This is a genomic window from Ochrobactrum sp. AP1BH01-1 (genome assembly GCF_018066705.1).
Classification (GTDB): domain Bacteria; phylum Pseudomonadota; class Alphaproteobacteria; order Rhizobiales; family Rhizobiaceae; genus Brucella.
Map to the genome: position 1 here is coordinate 867891 of NZ_JAGPOU010000003.1, position 19455 is coordinate 887345.

Consider the following 19455-nt stretch of genomic DNA (forward strand, 5'->3'; position numbering starts at 1 on the left):
TCTCCTTGAGTCAGTAGTTATGTTTGGAATTGATTGTTGGTTCACTTCACATCGGACGCGAGGAACGCCCGCAATTCCGGCGTTCTCGGATTTGCGAAGAGTTCCTCGGAAAGTCCGGCCTCCCAGACTTTTCCCTGATGCATGAAGACGGTGTGGGTCGCGACACGACGGGCAAAACCCATCTCGTGCGTTACCAAAAGCATGGTCATGCCGGTTTTGGCGAGTTCAGCGATAGTCTTCAGAACGTCTCCGGTAAGTTCCGGATCGAGCGCAGAAGTCACCTCATCAAACAGCATCACTTTTGGCTTCATTGCCAATGATCTGGCAATCGCTGCACGCTGTTGCTGACCACCTGACATTGAGTCTGGGTAGGCATTTTTCTTTTCCAGAAGGCCTACTTTCGACAGCACCTCATCAACCAGCTCTTCCTGTTCGGCTTTGGACACATTCTTCACAAGACGCGGCGCCAGTTTGATGTTTTCAGCGACCGTCAGATGGGGAAACAGATTATAGCTCTGAAACACCATTCCAACTTCCTTGCGCAAGTCGCGCAGATGTTTGTTGGTGCTATCAAGCTTGTGTCCAACTACTGTGATTGAACCTGAGTTGAACGGCTCAAGCCCGTTGATGCAGCGCAACATCGTGCTTTTGCCAGAACCGGACCGTCCAATAACGGCTACGGTTTCTCCTGACTCAACCGAAAGATCCACACCTTTAAGAACAGGCAGAGAGCCAAAAGATTTTTGCAGGTTATCAATGCGCAGCGCTGGCATTTTTCTGCTCCTTTAATTTCTCGCTCCACCACGACAACGGGTAGCAAAGCGCGAAGTACATCACTGCGACCGTCAGGAAGACGTGGAAAGGCTGGAAGGTCATATTGTTGAGAAGCTGCCCGGCACGGGTGAGTTCGACAAAGCCGATCAGAGCAGTCACCGACGTATTCTTGATCACCTGCACCATGAAGCCGACTGTCGGACCGAGTGCTATGCGAAAGGCTTGCGGCAGGATCACGTAGCGCAGCGTTTGGGTTCCACTAAGCGCAAGTGAATCCGAAGCTTCCCACTGAGCGCGAGGGATCGATTCAATGCAACCGCGCCAGATATCCGCCAGAAACGCAGTTGTGTAGATCGTCAGCGAGATCGCGGCTGCCGCCAACGGCGGAAAGTAGAAACCGAGGAAGCTGAGACCATAGAATGATAGGAACAGCAGGATCAGTAGCGGTGTTGCCTGCACGAGCTGAATGTAGCCCATGATGATCCAGCGCAGCCATCTCGGCCCGAGTGAGCGACCCAGTGCAAACAGCAATCCGAGAATGCCGCCGCAGACGAAAGTGATAAGCGAGAGGCCAGCCGTCCACCAAAGGCCCTGGATCAGAAACTGAATGCTTGCCCATCCGAATGACTGGATCATGGCTTTTGCTCCTGAACGTCGAGCATCAGTGCCGCAGTTTCATTGCTGACATCTACCCGGCGGCGGAACAGCCAGAGACCGAACAGCATATAAATAAAGCGGAAGAAGAATGTGATGCAGATATAGATGACGGCCACGACCAGGAAGGTTTCAAGGCTCCTGAACGTCTGCGACTCGATCGTAGCCGCTGCCATAGTCAGTTCCTTTGCCGAAACCGCGGACACAATCGACGTGCCAAGCAAAGTCAGTGTCAGCTGACCGGTCAATGCCGGATAGACGATGCGAAGAGCAGGCACGAGAACCACGTAACGCATGACCTGAAACTGAGACAGACCGAGCGCCAGACCGGCCTGAATCTGGGTCTTTGGAATAGCCAATAGACCTGCGCGGAAAATCTCCGCCGAATAGGCTCCAAGGTTAAGCGATACAGCAAATATTGCTGCCTGATTGGCGTTCAGTTTGATTCCGGTATAGGGCAAGCCGAAGTAGATAAGAAAGAGTTGCACCAGAAGCGGTGTGTTGCGGAATGCTTCAACATAGAGAGCGCCCGTTTTCCTGCCCCAGCGTGGGCCATCGAAACGCAGCAGGGCCACCGCAAGTCCGATCATAAGGCCGATGGCGATTGCTTCTGTAGACAGGATTATCGTGTTGATTGTTCCGATTACAAGCTCGGGAGCCCGGGCTAAGACCGGAGCGAAGTCCATCTCATAGGCCATTGTGTTGATCTTTCAGAGTTAACAGCGACGCAGAAGCGGGATTGCGAGGTGCTGTAACACTTTAATTTTTATGCCTATTCTTTCGCTGGGCAGGCCCTGCACGAAAAATACAGCATGAAGGAACGGGCAATCGCATACATCGCGGCATGCGACGCCGATCAGACAGAAAAGGCTTAGAACGCCGGTAGTTTTCCACCCGGAATAGGTCCGCCGATCCACTTCTCGTGGAGTTCATTAAGGCGACCGGTCACTTCCTGATAATAGATGAAGTTGTTCAACCATTGGTGCAGTTCGGTTGAGTCCTTGCGGGTAGCCATCGACCAATAGAGCGTAAAGATAGGAACGTCTTTCTTGATCTCCAGATTGGTGAGGTTGCGCTTTTTGATGATGTCTTCCGCAACGGCTGCCACCGCCGCGGTCGCATCAACTTGACCTGAAATCAGAGCTTGCATTGCCAGCGCATCGTCATCAAATCGGACAACTTCCAGGCCTTCAATGCCATAGCCGCTTACGGCCACATCCTGGGTGCTTCCCTTTGGTACCGAGATGCGCTTTCCAGCCAGATCCTGCAGAGTTTCAACCTTCATATCCTTGGCGGCAATGAAACGCATTTCATAAGCGCCATATGGATTAGTCATAAGAAATGTCTTGGCGCGTTCTGGCGTCGCAGTCATTTGCGCAATCAAAAAGTCAACGCGGCCGGACTCGAGTGCAGCCGAACGAGAAGCGTTATTGACCGGAACAACTTCCAGATTGACGCCAAGCGCTTTGGCCGCATCGCGCGCTACATCCACGAGAAAACCATCAGTCTTGCCGCTAGCGTCAACCGTGTCGTAGGGCGGGATGCCTGTAAGGACTCCGATCGTTACGGTGCCTTTTCCAGTGATGTCCGACAGAGACTGCGCATTCGCGGACGACGCGCCCAGGCACATAGCGGACACGAAAGATGCCGCAAGCGCAAACCGCCTGAACAGTTTCTTGATCATGATTTCCTCCAGCTTGTTTTGTCAAAGCGCGCTCCCTGTAACACTTCGACTTTTCCTCCCGCAGCGTCTCTTAAATGCTGTAATCCCCATTAGTAAAACGCAGCATCTGTCATATGACTTATGTCATAAGTCAAGTCAAGAGCTTCGCGAACGTAATTGTCATTTCCGGTAACGAAAGGGGCTCGTCTTGTCGCAAAAGGATGACGCAAAGGTGTTCGCCTTGATGCGTTCGTGTCGCGGGGAGGGCTTCCATACCGACTGGAACGGATCTGGGGACAATTGTGAATTCGTTGACGAAATACCCGAGATGACGGATGCACGCGCATTGCGGGCCGTTAGATACTTGTACATCCCTGGTTAAAGTGCTCATCAGGAGCCATGCTTTTTCCAGGATGGTAATAAGCGATGGCATGCGTGTAACTTCATGCTCATACGTTCTCTATTGTCGGGACGACGGTTGGACAATCTTGCAATCGGCTATTCTGTCCAACAGTTCGGAGATGAGCGTGAAAAGTTAAGCACTTCCTCGCTTTGGCGGCACAGCAGTTTGAGGGTATGAAAGCGCCTTGTCATTGATCGCTGGTTTCAACCTATCGCAGAGAAGCTACTGTTGGATAATGCTCGTACATGCATGCCATCAATGTCGGGGCAGTCAGGTTTAGGAGCAATCTGGCAGGATGGAACGGTCAAGACGTTGAACGCTACCCTGCAGGCTGGGCGTTCTGATTAGAGAGGAGCGGCAATGAGATGCCCGGTTGCGGCGTGGCACATGACTTCCATCGGCACGCCGTAAATTTCCTGAAGCCGCTTGGGCTCCATCACACCGGTCGGTGTTGATTGGGCGATCAGGCGGCCACTGTGCAGCGCGAAGATGGAATCGCAGAAGCGCGAGGCCATGTTCACATCGTGCAGCACGATGAAAACGCTCAGTTCCTTTTCCTGCGACAGCTTGCGCACCAGCGACAGAACTTCCAGCTGATGGGCTATATCAAGCGCCGAGGTCGGTTCATCGAGAAGCAGGCATTGCGCATCCTGCGCTACCAGCATGGCCAGCCAGACACGCTGGCGTTCGCCGCCGGAAAGCGTATCGACAAGCCGGTCTGCAAAAGGTGCGATGCCGGTCAGTTCGATGGCCTCTTCCACCTTTGCGCGGTCGGTATCACCAAAGCGGCCCAGAGCGCCGTGCCAGGGATAACGGCCAAGCGCGACCAGCTCCTTGACCAGCATGCCCGATGCGGATGCCGTCTGCTGCGGCAGATAGGCAAGCTTGCGCGCAAATTCGCGGTCGCCCCATTGGTTGAGGCGCTTGCCCGCAAAATGGATTGTGCCGCCCGAAGCGGGCTGCTGCCGGGCAAGGATTTTAAGCAGTGTTGATTTGCCGGAGCCGTTATGTCCGATCAAGGCTGTCACGCTTCCTGCCGGTATCGACATGGTCAAAGGCTGCAACAGGGTGCGCCCGGCAACCGAAAAGCTGACATCCTCAAGTTCGAACAAGCTGGTCATCAATCGTCGTCCTCTGGCGCGGTGCTTTCCCTGCAATAACGCAGCTTTTCGAAAGTTGCCACAAAAACATGAGTAAGTTATACCTCTTTTAGATTGAGATTTCAGGAAAAGCAGATTTGGGTTTCCATCCGCATATGAAAAGCCGGATCGAAGACGTCACCTTGCTGGACGATCTTCACTATCGCGTCTGGAATGGCGCGATTGCCGACGTGTGGTCTGTCGAATGCGGTCCCGGCGCGCGCGGCGAATATGTTTCGCAAGCGCCGCGCCTGTTTCTCGTCTGCGAAAGTCAGGGCGCACTCGATATCCGTCCCGGCAGCAAGGGGCGTGCAGTTGCGCAAGGCGCGAACCCTTCGCGTCTTTGCTATATTCCGGCGGGCATGACGATCTGGAGCGAGAGTGCGAGACCGGGAAAGCTCAAGCATCTCGATCTGCATCTCGACATCAACACGCTGCAGCAGCGCTTTGGTGGCGCACTAGACAGGGCTGCGGTTGAGCGTCCGCGCCTGTTGTTTTCCAATGCCAGGATTGAGCAGATCGGCGGGCTTCTGGCGGAAGAGTGCCTGTCCAATGCGCCATTGCACGATCTCTATGGCGAAGGCCTGATCAACGCGCTTGTCGCGGAACTGTTCGGGGCGGAAGCACAGCCGCGCGCGGGCGCGAGCAGGCTGTCACCATGGCGGCTCCGGCGCGTGACCGATTTCATCGAGGATAATTACGCGCGCATCATCCGCTTGCAGGAACTGGCCGATCTGGCGGGCCTGTCGGAAACATATTTCTGCAGTGCCTTCAAGGCATCGACGGGCGTGTCGCCCCACAGCTGGCAAATGGAGCGACGCATTGCGCGTGCGCAGGCGCTGCTGCTTCAGGCGCACACGCCGCTGCCGCATATTGCGGCGCTGGTCGGGTTCTCCGATCAGGCCCATTTCACCCGTGTTTTCAAGAAGCAGACCGGGACAACGCCGGCGGCATGGCTGAGACAACAGGTGTAACAGAGCCACAGTAAGGATTGCTTTTTTACTGCACGCTGAGATGAGCTGAAGATCGTTCAATTTGCCATAAAAACGAACAATCCTGCCGAATATTCTTGATATAAGCACTCATATTAACGCGCCCGTCTGCGGGGTCGCGGGAGCCTGTGAAGGTTCGCGTTTTTATCCGTCTTAGGGGTCACATCATATGCCGTCGATGAAGCACAATCTTCTCGTCCTGTTGGCAAGCGGTACTGCGCTTGCCGCCATTCCTGCCTTGGCGCAGGAAGCCAATAAACCCCTTCAGCTGAACACGGTTGTCATCCAGTCCGATGGCAATGGCGGCACCACGCGCGCCGACGGTGTTGCGCCGGTCCGGGGCTTTGTGCCTCAGGCGACGACCACCGGCTCAAAGGACAGCGTTGCAATCGACAAGATTCCGCAATCCGTATCGGTCGTGGGGCGCGATCAGATGGATGCGCTCGGCGCGCAGAAGATCGACGAAGCCTTGCGCTATACGCCCGGCGTGCTGGCCCAGCCTTTCGGCGTCGATAATGATACGAACTGGCTTTATATTCGCGGTTTCGACGCGACGGCCAACGGCACCTATCTCGATGGGTTGCAGAATTTCAGCTATGGCTTCGGCGGCTATTTCATCGACAGTTTCGAGATCGAACGCATCGATGTGCTGCGCGGTCCGGCATCGGCTCTTTATGGCGGCGCCAATCCCGGCGGTATCGTGAATTATATCAGCAAGCGCCCGACGGGCGAACGCCTGCGCTATCTTGAGGCGGGCATTAACAGCTATGGCAATGGCTATCTCGGCTTCGACATTGGCGACAAGGCGACGGAGACGGTCAATTACCGCGTCAACGGCAAGATCCAGGGCGGCGACAACTATACGGATTTTTCCAAGGAGTTTCGTGGCGTCATCTCGCCAAGCATCGAATACAAGCCGGATGAATCGACCAGCCTGACCATTCTGGCCAACTATACCCATCTGGACCTGACGCATGATGGCGGCTTTTTGCCTTACTATGGCACGGTGGTGCCGACCGAGTTCGGCAAGATTTCGCGCAAGGCGAATTTTACCGAGCCGGATGTCGATTCCTATGATCGCGAGCAGCTATCGATCGGCTATGAGTTTGAACACACATTCGACAGTGACTGGACCATCCGCCAGAACGTCCGCTACGGCTTTGCCAATGTGAAGGAGCATAGCCTCTACCCTTACGGCTATGACGGATTTCTGGCGCAGCCCGCGGCGGGCAATCCCTACCTCGCTCGCATCAATTTCAAGCACGATACGACGGTCAACACCTTCCAGGCTGATAACCAGCTTGAAGGCAAGGTGACGACCGGGGCCATCGATCACAATCTGCTGTTCGGCGCGGAATACCGGTATTTCCGCATCGACCAAATGCAGCAGACCGGCGGCGCGACGATCATCGACGCCTATAACCCGGTTTATGGTGAGGCTCAGGGCCCTATGTGGGACCCCTATATTGATCAGGATCTGCGCCGCAATCAGGTGGGTGTCTATGCGCAGGACCGCATGGAATTCGGCGATGGCTGGATACTGACGCTGAATGGTCGTTACGATCATATCTGGACCGAAGCTTCAGGACTTCCGAGCTTTGAATATGACACGGGCCGCTTTTCCGGTCGCGCGGGTCTCGGCTATGAATTTGAAAACGGCATCACGCCTTATGTAAGTGCTGCGACCTTCTTCAATCCGATTATCGAGACCCTGTATGACGGCAGCTATGCCAAGCCGGAAACCGGTGTTCAGTATGAAGCGGGTGTCAAATATCGTCCGGCATTCTTCGATGGCCTGATCACCGCATCCTTCTTCGATCTGACCAAGGAAAATTCGCTGACCGGCTCCAGCTTTGCCCGTGAACAGCTCGGCAAGGTCAATTCGCGCGGCTTCGAACTCGAAGTGCAGGCCAATATTGCTGAAGACTGGAAGGTGACGGCGAGCGTCACCGCCTATGACCTGAAGGTCAAGGAAAACGCCTCGGACCCAACGCTTGTCGGTAAGCGTCCTTATCTCCTGCCGGAGCAGCAGGCTTCGGTCTTCGTCGAGTATAAGGTGCCCGAAGGCGCGCTGAAGGGCGTGACGCTGGGCGGCGGCGTGCGTTACGTCGGTTCGTCCTATGCCGACGAGCAGAACACGCTGAAAGTGCCCGCCGTGGCACTCGCCGATTTGAAACTCGGCTATGAAAAGGATAATTGGGGTATCGATCTCAACGTGAACAATCTGTTCGACAAGGATTATGTCGCTGGATGTCAGGGCGTCTATGTCTGCGGTTACGGCGAAGGCAGGAAGGCTTTGCTCAAGGTGCACACCAAGTGGTGATGCGCCGGTTTTGGCCGCGCGTTCCGTCATGACAGTCACTCGTCGCACGGTTCTCGGATTTGCAGGCGCCCTTTTCGTGGCGCCTGCACTGCGTTCGGCCCATGCCGCGACGGCGGTGCGTTTTGCGGTGATCGACTGGGCCATGCTTGAGACCGCGCTGGCCATCGGCGCTGTGCCAGCGGCAGCGTCAGAACTGCGCCAATACAGGCAAATGCAGCTTGAACCGGTGGTGCCGGAAGGTGTCGCTGATCTTGGTCTGCGCGGTGCGCCCAATCTCGAGCTTCTGCGCATGATCGAGCCGGATCTGATCGTCGCTTCCAATTTCTACGAATATCGGCGCGCGGCCTTCGAGCGCATCGCGCCGGTCTTCGCGCCGACTGTCTATAGCGCCGGTCAGCCGCCCTATGCGATGCTGGAAGAGGCAACGTTAAGCCTTGGCGAAAAGCTTGGTCTGGCTGCGGAAGCGCACGCTTACGTCGCGACTGTTGCGAGCGAGATTGCCGAAGCGCGGCAGCGCTTCGCCTCGGTATCGGGACGGAAGGTCTTCGCCATCAGTCTGGGCGATGCCCGGCACTTTCGCGCTTTCGGGCGCGACAGCCTGTTTGGCGATGTGCTGGTTCGGCTTGGCTTCGAGAATGCGTGGACGCGGGACACAAGCTATTCCGCCGCCGCGCCGGTGGGGCTGGAGCAATTGGCCGAAACGCCGGACGCATCCATCGTGGTCATTGGCCCCACCGATTCCGAAACGCTTTATCGCCTGCCGCAGAATTCTCTATGGAACGCGCTGCCCGCTGTCCGTGAAAAGCGGGTTCTGTTTCTGCCGCCGCTAGACCATTTTGGCGGATTGCCTGCCGCGCGCCGCTTTGTCCAGCTTCTTCGTGAAAACTGGAAGACCAGCCGATGACGGAGAATAGAGTTGCAGGCATCAGGCCGCTTCTGTTCTGGACGCTGCTCGCGCTTGTCGCGGCACTGATGGCCGCGTTCGAGTTCACGCGGGCGCTGAATGTTCCTGCCGGTTCACCGGAACTGCTGGCGCTGCACCGGGTCATCGCGTTCGTCACCGTTCTGCCGCGCAATGCGATGGCTCTGATCTGCGGCGCAGGCCTTGGGCTTTCGGGTCTGCTGTTGCAGCAGGTCTTACGCAATCCGCTCGCCGAACCCTCGACGCTCGGCATTGCCGCCGGGGCGCAGCTCGCGATGACGGCGGGTATGCTTTATCTGCCCGCGGCCCTCATTTTTCGCGAATGGCTGGCTTTGGCGGGCGGTCTGGCGGCGGTCAGTCTGGTGCTGGCGCTCAACTGGAAACGCTCGCTGGAACCGGCTTCGGTTATTCTCTGTGGCATGATCGTTTCGCTGACCGCAACGGCGGCAAGCACGGCGCTCATCCTGGCCAATGGCGAATATGTGTTCTCGCTGTTCGTCTGGGGCGGCGGTTCGCTGGAACAGCAAAGTTGGGGACCGGGCATTTCGCTTGGCCTCCGGGTTCTGATCGGCGGCGGTATTGCCTTCTTCCTGCTGCGTCCGTTGACATTGCTGGCGCTCGACAATGCCAATGCGCGCAATCTGGGCCTGTCGCTGGCGGCAAGCCGCCTTCTGGTGATTGCCATTGCCGTCTGGCTGGCGGCAAGCATCACGGCAGAAGTCGGCATATTGGGCTTTGTCGGTCTGGTCGCCCCAACGCTGGCGCAGCTTTCCGGCGCGCGCCGTCTCAAGACAAAGCTGATCGCCGCGCCCGCCATCGGGGCGATTTTGCTCTGGTTCACCGATGGCTGCGTCAGCCTGATGCAGACCGTTACCGGCGACCGCCTGCCGGTGGGCGCTGCAACTGCGCTGCTTGGCGGGCCGCTGTTGTTGTGGATGCTGCCGCGTCTGCGCATGTTCGAATGGCCGTCGAGCCAGAGCGAAGCCAGCGCCGTTCGCCTCAAGCGTACCGGCTTGTTCTTCGCCATTTTGCTGCTGCTCGTCCTGCTTGTGGCCGCCATCACGCTCGGTCTAGGCCGGGGTGAAGACGGTTTTGCCCTTGCCCGTGGCGAATTGTTCGATGCGCTTTTCGACTGGCGCGTGCAAAGACTTGCTCTTGCGGGCTTATCGGGCGGCATGCTGGCATTGGCCGGAGCCATTCTCCAGCGCATGACGGGTAACACGCTCGCCAGCCCCGAAATTCTGGGCGTCGGCCTTGGCGCTGGTGCCGGACTGGCGGTGGTTCTCCTGCTTCCCGTCGCAAGCCTTTCCCTGCAATGGCTCGGTGCCTCCATCGGCTCGGTGCTGGCGCTGATCTTCATTCTGGCGATTGCCGTACGCAGTGGTTTTGGCGCGGAAAAGCTGCTTCTGGCCGGTGTGGGTCTCGGCGCTATGGTCAGCTCTATTCTGACAGCCATCATTGCAACCGGCTCTCCACAAGCCTTTGTCCTGCTCGGCTGGTTGAGCGGCACCGGCACGCAGACGACATCCATACAACTTTGGTTGGCCGCTCTTGCCCTGGCCGGCAGTTTCACGATCCTGCTCGCTTTGTCGCGCTGGCTCGACATTTTGCCGCTCGGTTCGGTGACCATGCGTAGCCTCGGTCTTTCGCTCGTCCTGCCGCGTCTTGTGATCGTGCTGATTGCTGCGCTTTTGACGGCGATTGCGTCCATGATGGTCGGGCCGCTCTCGTTTGTCGGGCTGATCGCACCGCATCTGTCGCGCAATTTCGGTCTGCATACGCCCAAAAGCTTTCTGACGGCCTCCATACTGATCGGCGCGTTGATGATGGTCAGCGCCGACTGGCTGGCGCGAATGGTAGCATTTCCCTACAATCTGCCGCTCGGCCTGTTTGCTTCGCTTTTGGGTGGGGCGTGCTTCATCGCGCTTTTGTCGCGGCGAACGTCCCTGTAATGGGCTGTCGCAAATGTTTCATTAGGTTGAAAGCTTCCTTGTTTATAGAGCCGCGGCGTCGCTCCCGTGGCCATTCCACTGCTCGAGCCTTTGCCTCGGACACGCCTCTGTGCAGCACACACTGCTTACGACAGCGACGCTTTCCGAGACTTCCGTGCAATGCGTGGCACGCAACTGGTCATTCCCAACAATCCATCCCGGAAGCGGGGCAGGCCGTTCGACCCAATCGCCTACCGACGGCGAAATACAGTCGAACGCACCTTCTGCCGCCTCACGGATATGAGGCATGTCGCGACACGATATGCCAAGCTCACGATTAACTTCGCAGCGACCTTGCTACATCGCCGCCATCGTAACATGGTGATCAATTGAGTCTGGAGCCCAGAGCACCCTGTGCTTTTGAAGTTGATTGCAGCGGAAGCGCAATTGCAGCCTCATAACTGATGAGCGCATTATCATGAGGCCCTCAGCCTATCCGTTCTGGTCACACGGCAGGATATGGATCGGCTTTTCCTCTGCTTGCCCCAGTTCGATGCATTTTTGCCCCGAACAGAAGGTCCAGCCTCCTCCTGTCTTGCCGGAGGCAGCCAAGACAATTTCACGGCGTGGAGGAATGCTTGGATGATAGATGTACCAGCCATCTTCAAGGACGGCATCGGCAGGCGGGTCCATGCCTGCGCCGGAGCCTTTGATGCGGGCTTCTGACAATACCAGCCCTTGGGACGTAACATTCCAGAATTCCTGCCACGGGACCTTCTCAACGCTGTGCGTCCAGGAGAGAACGAAGCTGGTGGCGGCGATCTTCATCACGCCGCCAGCCGTTGAAATACAGACCGCCATCAACCTGATGTCGCGACGGCGGAAGGCCGCGACCTCCAGAAATGCCATGCAAGGAAGGCCGCGCAGGCGGCAAAGCCGAGCTCATCGCTATAGGGATATGTCGCGAGCATGAGCGCAATGGCAGCAAACGCCCATATGCGCTCCCACATGTTCAACGGCGTTCGAAGATGGCCGATAGCGGCTGCCCCCCACAGCAGGATGCTGAGCAGCGCCTTGATGAACATGTAAGCGAAGGCGGGCCAGAAGCCGAACTTTTCGGAAAGTGGTCCGCCCGCCTGAAGCATGATGACCGGCTCGTACACCGCCATGAAAGGCACGGCAAATCCTGCAACCGCGATCCGGATCGCCTGCATGCCAATCTTCATGCCGGACTCCCGCGCGATTGGGGCGGCCGCAAAAGCTGCGAGTGCAACGGGCGGCGTGAGGTCGGCCATGATGCCAAAATAGAAGACGAACATATGCGATACCAGAAGCGGCACGTCGAGGTGCAGAAGCGCGGGTCCGGCGATCGAAGAGGTGATGATGTAGTTTGGAATGGTCGGAATGCCCATGCCAAGCACCAGACAGGCCAGCATGGTCAATATCAGCGAGAAGAACAGTGAGTTTTCTCCGACACTGACGATCACACGGGCAAAAGTCGAACCCGCTCCGGTGAGCGCCAGAACACCGATGATAATGCCGACCAGCGCGCAGGCAATACCCACGGGAAGGGCATTCTTGGCACCTTCCGCGAGGCTTTGAAGACAAAGGTTGAGCGTTTCCCGACCGCCGCGGACCAGGAAATTTATCGCGACCAGAAGCGCAACAAGAACGATGATCAGCGTAATGCCGCGCAGGGTGTAACCGAAGATATTGAAGGTCGTGCCGAAAGCCGCCGCCGACATGATGCCGAGCGCAATCCAGAACAGCACACGCAAGGGCATCGACATGGAGCCAGAGACCGGAACCCCGAGGATGATAAGCGCAGTCAGGCTGAGGCCAACCGTGCCAGCAAAAAGCGGCGTGTAGCCGGAGAAAAGCAGCCACACCAATGCGACAAGGGGCAAAACCAGAAACCAGCGCTTTCTGATCGCATCAAGAGCGCTTGGCATATCGCTTTTGTCGAGCCCCTTCATCCTGAGACGGCGCGCCTCAAGATCAACCATCACGAAGACCGTGATGAAATAGAGGATTGCCGGAACGATTGCCGCCTTGACGATTTCGACATAGGGCAGACCGAGTGTTTCAGCCATGATGAAGGCAACAGCGCCCATGACCGGCGGCATGATCTGACCACCCATCGAAGCCACCGCTTCGACGCCGCCGGCAAAGGCCGAACGGAAGCCGGAACGCTTCATAAGCGGGATGGTGAAAGCGCCTGTGGTCACGACATTGGCGACGCCGGAACCGTTGATCGTTCCCATAAGGGCCGACGAAATCACTGAAACCTTGGCCGGACCGCCGCGCGATGCGCCAACCGTTCCCATGGCTATGTCGTTGAAGAGCTGGATCATGCCAGCACGTTCGAGAAACGCGCCGAACAGGATGAAAAGGAAAATATAGCTCGACGAGACATAGATCGGCGTGCCGTAAATTCCCTCTGTTCCCAGAAAAAGGACCTCGACCACCTGCTCGAAATCGTAGCCGCGATGATTGAACGGCTGTGGCAGATATTGCCCGAACAAACCGTAAAGCAGAAAGATCGCGCAGATGAGCGGCAGGGTCCAGCCCATCATTTTCTTGCCTGCCCAGAAGACGAGAGCGACGACGAGAATACCGATTATGATATCCGGCGTGTTAGGTTCGCCCGCGCGGATCACCAGGTCTTCATAGAAAACCCAATGATAAAGACTGAGTAAAAACGCTACGATCGCTGCCAGCCAGAATGCCGCGCGCTTTGCAGCGACAGTGCTCGCATTGGCGTAAAGGCCGAAGAGAAGCAAGAGCAGAAATCCGACATGGACGGAGCGGACCACCTGACTTGGCAGGGGTGAATAGGCGGAGGTCCAGAGCTGGAAAACCGAAAAAGCCACGGCGATGGCAAACAGGATTTTTGCGCCTGCGCCAGCACCCCAGGTGGGAATATGCTCAGCCGATTCTACGGCGCTGTTCTCGCTCTGCGTCATGAACGAACCTTCATCAGATTGTATTTTTGAAATTAACCGTTACAGGAGCGATCCCGTTGACAAGGATCAGGCACCATCTGTCAGAAAAGGGCGGCACCCGGACATGACATCCGGGTCCCACAGTCGCGCAGGACTGCTGCCAGCCTATTCGATGCCTTTTTCCTTGTAGTAACGCAGAGCGCCGGGATGAACCGGAACGGGTGACACGATGGTGTTCTTGTCGAGCTTGATGGCCTTTGCCGAAGCATGGGCGGCGGCGAGCTGGTCGAGATTCTCGAAGAGCCCCTTGGTCATCTGGTAAACCAGTTCTTCATCCATATCGGGACGGACAATCAGATAATTGATCACGGAAGCCGTCACGACGTCCTTGTCCTGCCCGCTATATGTGTTCGCCGGGATCGTATTGACCTGATAAGGCGCACCGATCTTTTCGATGACGTCTGCCGGAACTTCAACCACGTTGATGTCGACCGAGTTTGCAAGATCGCGCAGCGAGGCGACACCAAGTCCGGAGGATTGCAAAGTCGCATCCAGTTGGCGGTTTTTCATGAGCTCGACGGATTCTGCAAAGGGCAGGTACTCGATCTTGCCGAGATCGTCATAAGAAAGCCCGGCAGCCTCCAGGATGGTGCGCGCATTCAGTTCGGTTCCAGATTTAGGAGCGCCAACGGACAGGCGCTTTCCCTTGAGATCGGCCAATGTCTTGATGCCGGACTCCTTGGATGCAACGATCTGAACATAGTTCGGATAGATCGCGGCAAGCGTACTCAGATTGGTGAGCTTCTTTTTGAAACCGGCTGCCTCGTTGCCTTCATAGGCATCGCGCAGGGAATCCCCCAGCGTGAACGCAACTTCCCCGCGACCGCTGTTAATGAGGTTGATATTTTCAATCGATGCCTTCGTCGCCTGCACCGAGGGACGCACATCGGGGATGCCCGAATAGATTTTTTCCATAGCGACCCCGAGCGGGTAATAGACGCCACTCGTCCCGCCGGTCAGGATATTTATGAATTCCTCGGCCTTTGCCTGCGCTGCACCGAATACGAGCCCCAATGCAGTAGCCAGCGAGACAGTCGTTTTCCGATTGAAGATTTGCATATTTCCTCCTCACTCCAGTAAATTTTGTCATGGCGCGGACACCACGACTAAGCGGGGAGTTTTTGCAGATCACTTCCCCCACCGTATTTTATAATGTCCTCCCGCAGAACTGCGGAAACGCTAGCGCATTCTGAAGAAAATCCCAAACGTTTTTGGTCGCTATTTGCCCATCCATTTGAGTTTTGGAGTATTTGTTTGGCAGGCAACAACAGGCCGCGACCCTCGCGCAGACAGCGGATGACTGCCGCGAGAGAATGCGAGCCAAATGGCAAGGCGTGACCTAGATTGAACCCAGGTTGAACATTGTGACGCACCCTGGTCGATAGAAGCTGACCTCACCATGCCCTGATCATCTGTGATGTTGTGAGGTTGCGGGGTGCTGGAAAACAATACTTCTTACTGCTTACCGATCTGCGGGACGATTTAATAAACAACATGTATATGTGTAATATACTTATGAGTCGTGAAGGCAGGAAGTGAGGATTAGGCGATGGATCTGTCTTCAAAAGAGCCGCAGAAAGGCTTTTACGTCACCAACAAGAACCTTCCGGATCAGGACCGAACGGACTACTGGCGTGAAGCCGTGTCACCGCTTTACGAAGCCTTGGAGGCTTCCGGAGAACATGCGGTTCCCATTCATGGATCGATCCGTTCACTTCCCTTGGGGGAAAGGTTCATCGCCGAGGCGACATTCGGCAACCATCGATGCTTAAGGACCGCCGAATGGATACGACGCAGCCACTTTGACTATTATTATATCCAGCTTTTTGTTAGCGGTTGTTGCTATGGTTCGTTCCAGGGCAAAGAGAGCATTATTTCCGCCGGTGATATTCATATCGCTTCGGTAACCGCTGATGTCGATGCGATTTGCAGCAGTTCGGCAGCAACAATCTCACTTGTGCTCGAAAAGGAGGAGCTGGAATATATCTGCGGAAAAAGCAATCTGAATGGCACGATCATCCGGGCTGATACTGCACTGGGAAAGCTGCTTGGCGGCTTCTTTCGCAGCTTTTATAGCGAAGCAGAGAACCTTTCCTTCACGGAAGGCGTTGCCTGCGGCGATGTCCTTTTAAATCTGCTCGCATCGGCTGTAAAATACGATCCTGACAACATCCATAGCGCACCGTCGGAACAGCTTCGCAACCAGGTGCTGGTTTTCATCAACCAGAACATCAACGATCCGAAATTGGGTATCGAACAAATATTGGAACGTTTCGCTATCTCGCGGTCGTATCTTTATCGACTGCTGGAGGCTGACGGCGGTGCAGCTGGATTGATCCGTAAGAAGCGGTTGCAACTGGCGCACTCCGAATTGATGCGACGCCGGGATGAGTCGAGCTTGCGCATCAAGGCGATTGCTTACAAGTATGGATTTTCGAATACGGTCCAGTTTGCCAGGAGCTTCCAGAAACAGTTTTCTCTCTCGCCGTCCGAATTCTTGAAAAGACAGAGTATGACCGAACGCCAGGCGGGGCAGATCATTAAGCTCCAGAGTTATTATGATAATTTTAGCGAGACTGATCGCGGTAAGCTCGCCTTGTAAAATACCAGGCCCCGGCTGCCTCATAACGGAGTCCAGTTTCTAATTAGGCGTGGCATTGTGCTGCCCTTAAGGTTCTTTCTGGCAATCGCATTTGCAGCCCGGCTCAACGCTGTCGCCGGGCGCCAGCCTTGGCATGAGAACCTGCTCGACATATGCGCCGATGCGGTCCCGTTGTTCAACGAGTGTTAAAATTTCGACAACTTCTAGCCGAACCGATCGTCGTGCTCTACCTTATGAAGCGGAGGATGCTGTGCGACGAGCAATGCAGTACGCAAAATTATCGGCTTGTATAGGGAAGTGTTTTAAATATAATTATAATGGTTCTAAATAAGGAGGGGAAATGAACCGTCTAAGTCAGAATGTCGTGGCAATTCATGAGGTGGATGACATAGATGGCGTGCAGATACTAAGAACAAGTGCGACATTTGAGTTATCAAATGTATATATATATACATCAAGAATATTTCCATTCGATGCCAGATTCACAGGAATTCCTTCTTTGCTGGTGGGGATGGTCATTGGCGGACATGTCCGGGGAAAATGCTTGATTGGAGACACGTCAAACGTATTGGATTTGCCGTCCGGTTCGGCATTCATAATGCCGCCAAACACCTCTTTCGAGGCGCATGTGGAATCCAGCGCCGAGATTGTTAGTGTGTATATCTCGGATCGGTTATTCAAAAATATTCAGAAAGAGTTTCTGACGGTAAGTGAAAGTCTGCTCAGCCTCGACTACCAATTCTCGATCTCTGATTCATTCCTGACCCAGACAATTCTTTCAATGAAAGAGATTTTAGAGCGAGGGGGTACTTTCGCGAGAATTGAGCTGGAATATTTTGCCCGGGTTCTCGCAGCAAGATTAATTGCAAAATATTCAAGCCGTTGTCCTGCGGAACACAGCGGCGAAACCGGGCTCTCTCCCCATGTACTGGGTAGCATAGTCGCGTTCATAGATCAGAATCTTACCGGTCGCCTCACGGCGGACCGTTTGTCCTCAATGACAGGTCTGGGGTCGGCACATTTCGCGCGTTTATTCAAACGGTCAACGAATGTCACGCTCCATCAGTACATTATACTGCGTAGAATAGAACGTGCCCGGACGTTGCTTGAAGAGACTGACTTGCCGGTCGTCGAGATCGCACAGGAATGTGGTTTTGCTGATCAGGTGCATCTTACGCGTTTTTTCAGCCGCATCGTTGGCACCAGTCCGGCATCCTTCAGGCGCAAGACACGAGATCAATCGTCAAACCGGCGGTTTAATTTGTGATCGAAGTCAATTTTGTGCAAGCACGTCGATATCTGCATAGAAATTATTCTATATCTCTATATTTCTTGGAGTCGCAGGCCAGCATCGGACACTGGAATCGGCAGTTAAATAGACAAAGATATGCACGAGGCGAATTTGAGTCAGTAACGCAGAAACTTAGTATTTAAAAATACAATTACCATCCACAAAAATTCCCCCGTGTTTCCAGCGCGGCTGGATATCATCTCTTCGTTTATATCGGTTCCTGTCCCCAATGCTGATCATCACGCTGAAGAGGGGCTTGTCATGGTTGTCGTTACGAATAAGGTGACTGGTTCATCCAGTACGGTTGGTGGAAATAACATCGTATTAACAGCACCAAGCGTCGTTAAGCTGTCGTTAAGTCCGCGCGCAATTGCGGATTACCAGAAGATCGGCGACGATCTCGTCATTCGGCTTCACAATGGAGAGACAATCCGGATTGTTCATTTTTACGCTCACCATCCAAATGGCGGTGATAGCGATCTGGTCCTCGAAGATAGCGATGGAAAGCTGTGGGTCGGCCAACATAGTGATGGATTGGCGGATTTTAATTTTGCCGAAATTCAGTCGGTTGACCAACTGGTTGGTGGCGCAACAGGCGGTGTAAGTCCCGTCCTGCTGGGGCTGCTCGGCATCGGCGCGGCTGCCGGGATTATTGCCGCGGCTTCGGGGTCCGGTGACGACGACAGTGACGATGGCATAGGCGTAGATCGGGATCCCCCAGGAACGCTGGTGGTAGCGTTAGAAAACGACACCGGCCTTCCGGGTGACGGCATTACCAGTGACGGGACCGTCATTGTAGATGGCCTCGAAGAAGGCGCGACTTGGCAGTATAGTACAGATGGCGGACGGACCTGGCATGACGGGAATGGGGCCAGCTTTGAACTTGAACCCGGCGCTTACGGCGATGGTGATATTCTAGTTCGCCAGATCGACTCTGCAGGAAATGTTGGTTCCGCGACCCCGCTCGGACCTGTGACCATCGACCTGACGCCCCCGACGACGACGGTTGAGCTGACCGATCCGGACGGGGACAATATCCCGACGGCTTCGGGCGTGACGGAACCGGGCTCGACGGTGGTTGTGAGCTGGCCGGATGGAACGACATCGACCGTGACGGCGGATGGCACGACAGGTGCGTGGACGGCGTCGCCTTCCACGCCGCAGGCCGACGGCACCGTGACGGTTACGGTGACGGACCCGGCAGGCAATGCGGGAACGGATACGGGCACGTGGACATCCGACACGACGCCGCCGGACACGGGTGCGGCGGGCACGACGGTGACGGTTGGCGCGATTGCCGGTGACAACATCGTCAATGCAGCCGAAGCGGCAGGCAATGTTGCGGTGACGGTAACGGTGGCCAATGCGCCTGCCGATGCGGCGACGACGACGGTGACTGTGCTTGTCGATGGCGTGCCTTATGCGGCGGTCGCCAATGGCGACGGCACGTGGACGGCGCAGGTTCCGGGCAGTGCTCTGGCCGGTGCGACGACGCCGACGGTGACGGCGGAGGCAGTGTTCGCGGATGCGGCCGGCAATGATGCTGCGCCGGTGACGGGCACGCAGACCTATACTGTCGATACGGATATTCCTGCTTCGCTCAGCGCTGATCTTGAGAATGATACGGGTACGCCTGGCGATGGCATCACCAATGACGGCACGGTTGTGGTCGGCGGGCTTGAGGCCGGGGCGAGCTGGGAATACAGCACCGACGGCGGTGCGACCTGGCAGGCGGGGAGCGGTACGAGCTTTGAGC

Annotated in this window: 15 protein-coding genes; 7 read left to right on the forward strand and 8 right to left on the reverse strand. The window is 55.8% G+C overall.

All coding sequences use genetic code 11. The features are described 5' to 3' along the window. Positions 1-41 precede the first annotated feature (41 nt). The 5 genes from J9800_RS14855 to J9800_RS14875 all read right to left on the reverse strand — a co-directional run bounded on the left by J9800_RS14855 (position 42) and on the right by J9800_RS14875 (position 4615). Entirely contained in the window at positions 42-773 is a 732-nt protein-coding gene (locus J9800_RS14855; RefSeq protein ID WP_114215604.1) for an amino acid ABC transporter ATP-binding protein, read from the reverse strand. Beyond that, the gene (locus J9800_RS14860; protein WP_114215603.1) at positions 754-1410 is read right to left on the reverse strand and encodes an amino acid ABC transporter permease; all 657 of its coding nucleotides are present in this window, start codon (positions 1408-1410) and stop codon (positions 754-756) included. The genes J9800_RS14855 and J9800_RS14860 overlap by 20 nt, the downstream gene beginning before the upstream one ends. Further along, a complete protein-coding gene (locus tag J9800_RS14865; protein ID WP_114215602.1) occupies positions 1407-2126 on the reverse strand; it encodes an amino acid ABC transporter permease in 720 nt (239 codons plus the stop codon). Before J9800_RS14865 ends, J9800_RS14860 begins: the two co-directional genes overlap by 4 nt. Before the next feature lie 173 nt (positions 2127-2299). After that, positions 2300-3112, reverse strand: coding sequence for a transporter substrate-binding domain-containing protein (locus J9800_RS14870; protein ID WP_114215601.1), 813 nt, complete (start codon positions 3110-3112; stop codon positions 2300-2302). A 726-nt stretch (positions 3113-3838) separates the two neighbouring features. Continuing rightward, the gene (locus J9800_RS14875; RefSeq protein ID WP_114215599.1) at positions 3839-4615 is read right to left on the reverse strand and encodes an ATP-binding cassette domain-containing protein; all 777 of its coding nucleotides are present in this window, start codon (positions 4613-4615) and stop codon (positions 3839-3841) included. 116 nt (positions 4616-4731) lie between these two features. On the opposite strand from J9800_RS14875, the gene J9800_RS14880 reads away from it, so the two are divergent. The 4 genes from J9800_RS14880 to fhuB all read left to right on the forward strand — a co-directional run bounded on the left by J9800_RS14880 (position 4732) and on the right by fhuB (position 10822). Then, positions 4732-5607 carry a helix-turn-helix transcriptional regulator gene (locus J9800_RS14880; protein ID WP_109366953.1) on the forward strand — a complete coding sequence of 292 codons (876 nt, stop codon included), beginning with the start codon at positions 4732-4734 and terminating at the stop codon, positions 5605-5607. Between the two features lie 187 nt (positions 5608-5794). After that, positions 5795-7948, forward strand: coding sequence for a TonB-dependent siderophore receptor (locus tag J9800_RS14885; protein ID WP_114215598.1), 2154 nt, complete (start codon positions 5795-5797; stop codon positions 7946-7948). Between the two features lie 28 nt (positions 7949-7976). After that, the gene (locus J9800_RS14890) at positions 7977-8852 is read left to right on the forward strand and encodes an ABC transporter substrate-binding protein (RefSeq protein WP_205315910.1); all 876 of its coding nucleotides are present in this window, start codon (positions 7977-7979) and stop codon (positions 8850-8852) included. After that, entirely contained in the window at positions 8849-10822 is a 1974-nt protein-coding gene (gene fhuB / locus J9800_RS14895) for a Fe(3+)-hydroxamate ABC transporter permease FhuB (RefSeq protein WP_114215597.1), read from the forward strand. Before J9800_RS14890 ends, fhuB begins: the two co-directional genes overlap by 4 nt. A 471-nt stretch (positions 10823-11293) precedes the next feature. Here the strand turns inward: fhuB and J9800_RS14905 are convergent, their stop codons facing one another. The 3 genes from J9800_RS14905 to J9800_RS14915 all read right to left on the reverse strand — a co-directional run bounded on the left by J9800_RS14905 (position 11294) and on the right by J9800_RS14915 (position 14865). After that, positions 11294-11662 (reverse strand): DUF1850 domain-containing protein, encoded by a 369-nt coding sequence (locus J9800_RS14905; RefSeq protein WP_114215595.1) that lies wholly within the window; start codon positions 11660-11662, stop codon positions 11294-11296. Beyond that, complete coding sequence (locus tag J9800_RS14910; RefSeq protein WP_114215594.1) at positions 11662-13767, reverse strand: TRAP transporter permease; 2106 nt, start codon at positions 13765-13767, stop codon at positions 11662-11664. Before J9800_RS14910 ends, J9800_RS14905 begins: the two co-directional genes overlap by 1 nt. A 144-nt stretch (positions 13768-13911) precedes the next feature. Then, a complete protein-coding gene (locus J9800_RS14915) occupies positions 13912-14865 on the reverse strand; it encodes a TAXI family TRAP transporter solute-binding subunit (RefSeq protein WP_112589394.1) in 954 nt (317 codons plus the stop codon). 490 nt (positions 14866-15355) lie between these two features. Here J9800_RS14915 and J9800_RS14920 point away from each other — a divergent pair, with 490 nt between their 5' ends. The 3 genes from J9800_RS14920 to J9800_RS14930 form a co-directional block, all read left to right on the forward strand. Beyond that, entirely contained in the window at positions 15356-16408 is a 1053-nt protein-coding gene (locus J9800_RS14920; RefSeq protein WP_114215593.1) for a helix-turn-helix domain-containing protein, read from the forward strand. 340 nt (positions 16409-16748) lie between these two features. Further along, complete coding sequence (locus tag J9800_RS14925; protein WP_114215592.1) at positions 16749-17675, forward strand: helix-turn-helix domain-containing protein; 927 nt, start codon at positions 16749-16751, stop codon at positions 17673-17675. Positions 17676-17960: 285 nt separating this feature from the next. Continuing rightward, the coding region (locus tag J9800_RS14930; protein ID WP_210845865.1) for a BapA/Bap/LapF family prefix-like domain-containing protein at positions 17961-19455 on the forward strand (1495 nt) is incomplete at its 3' end.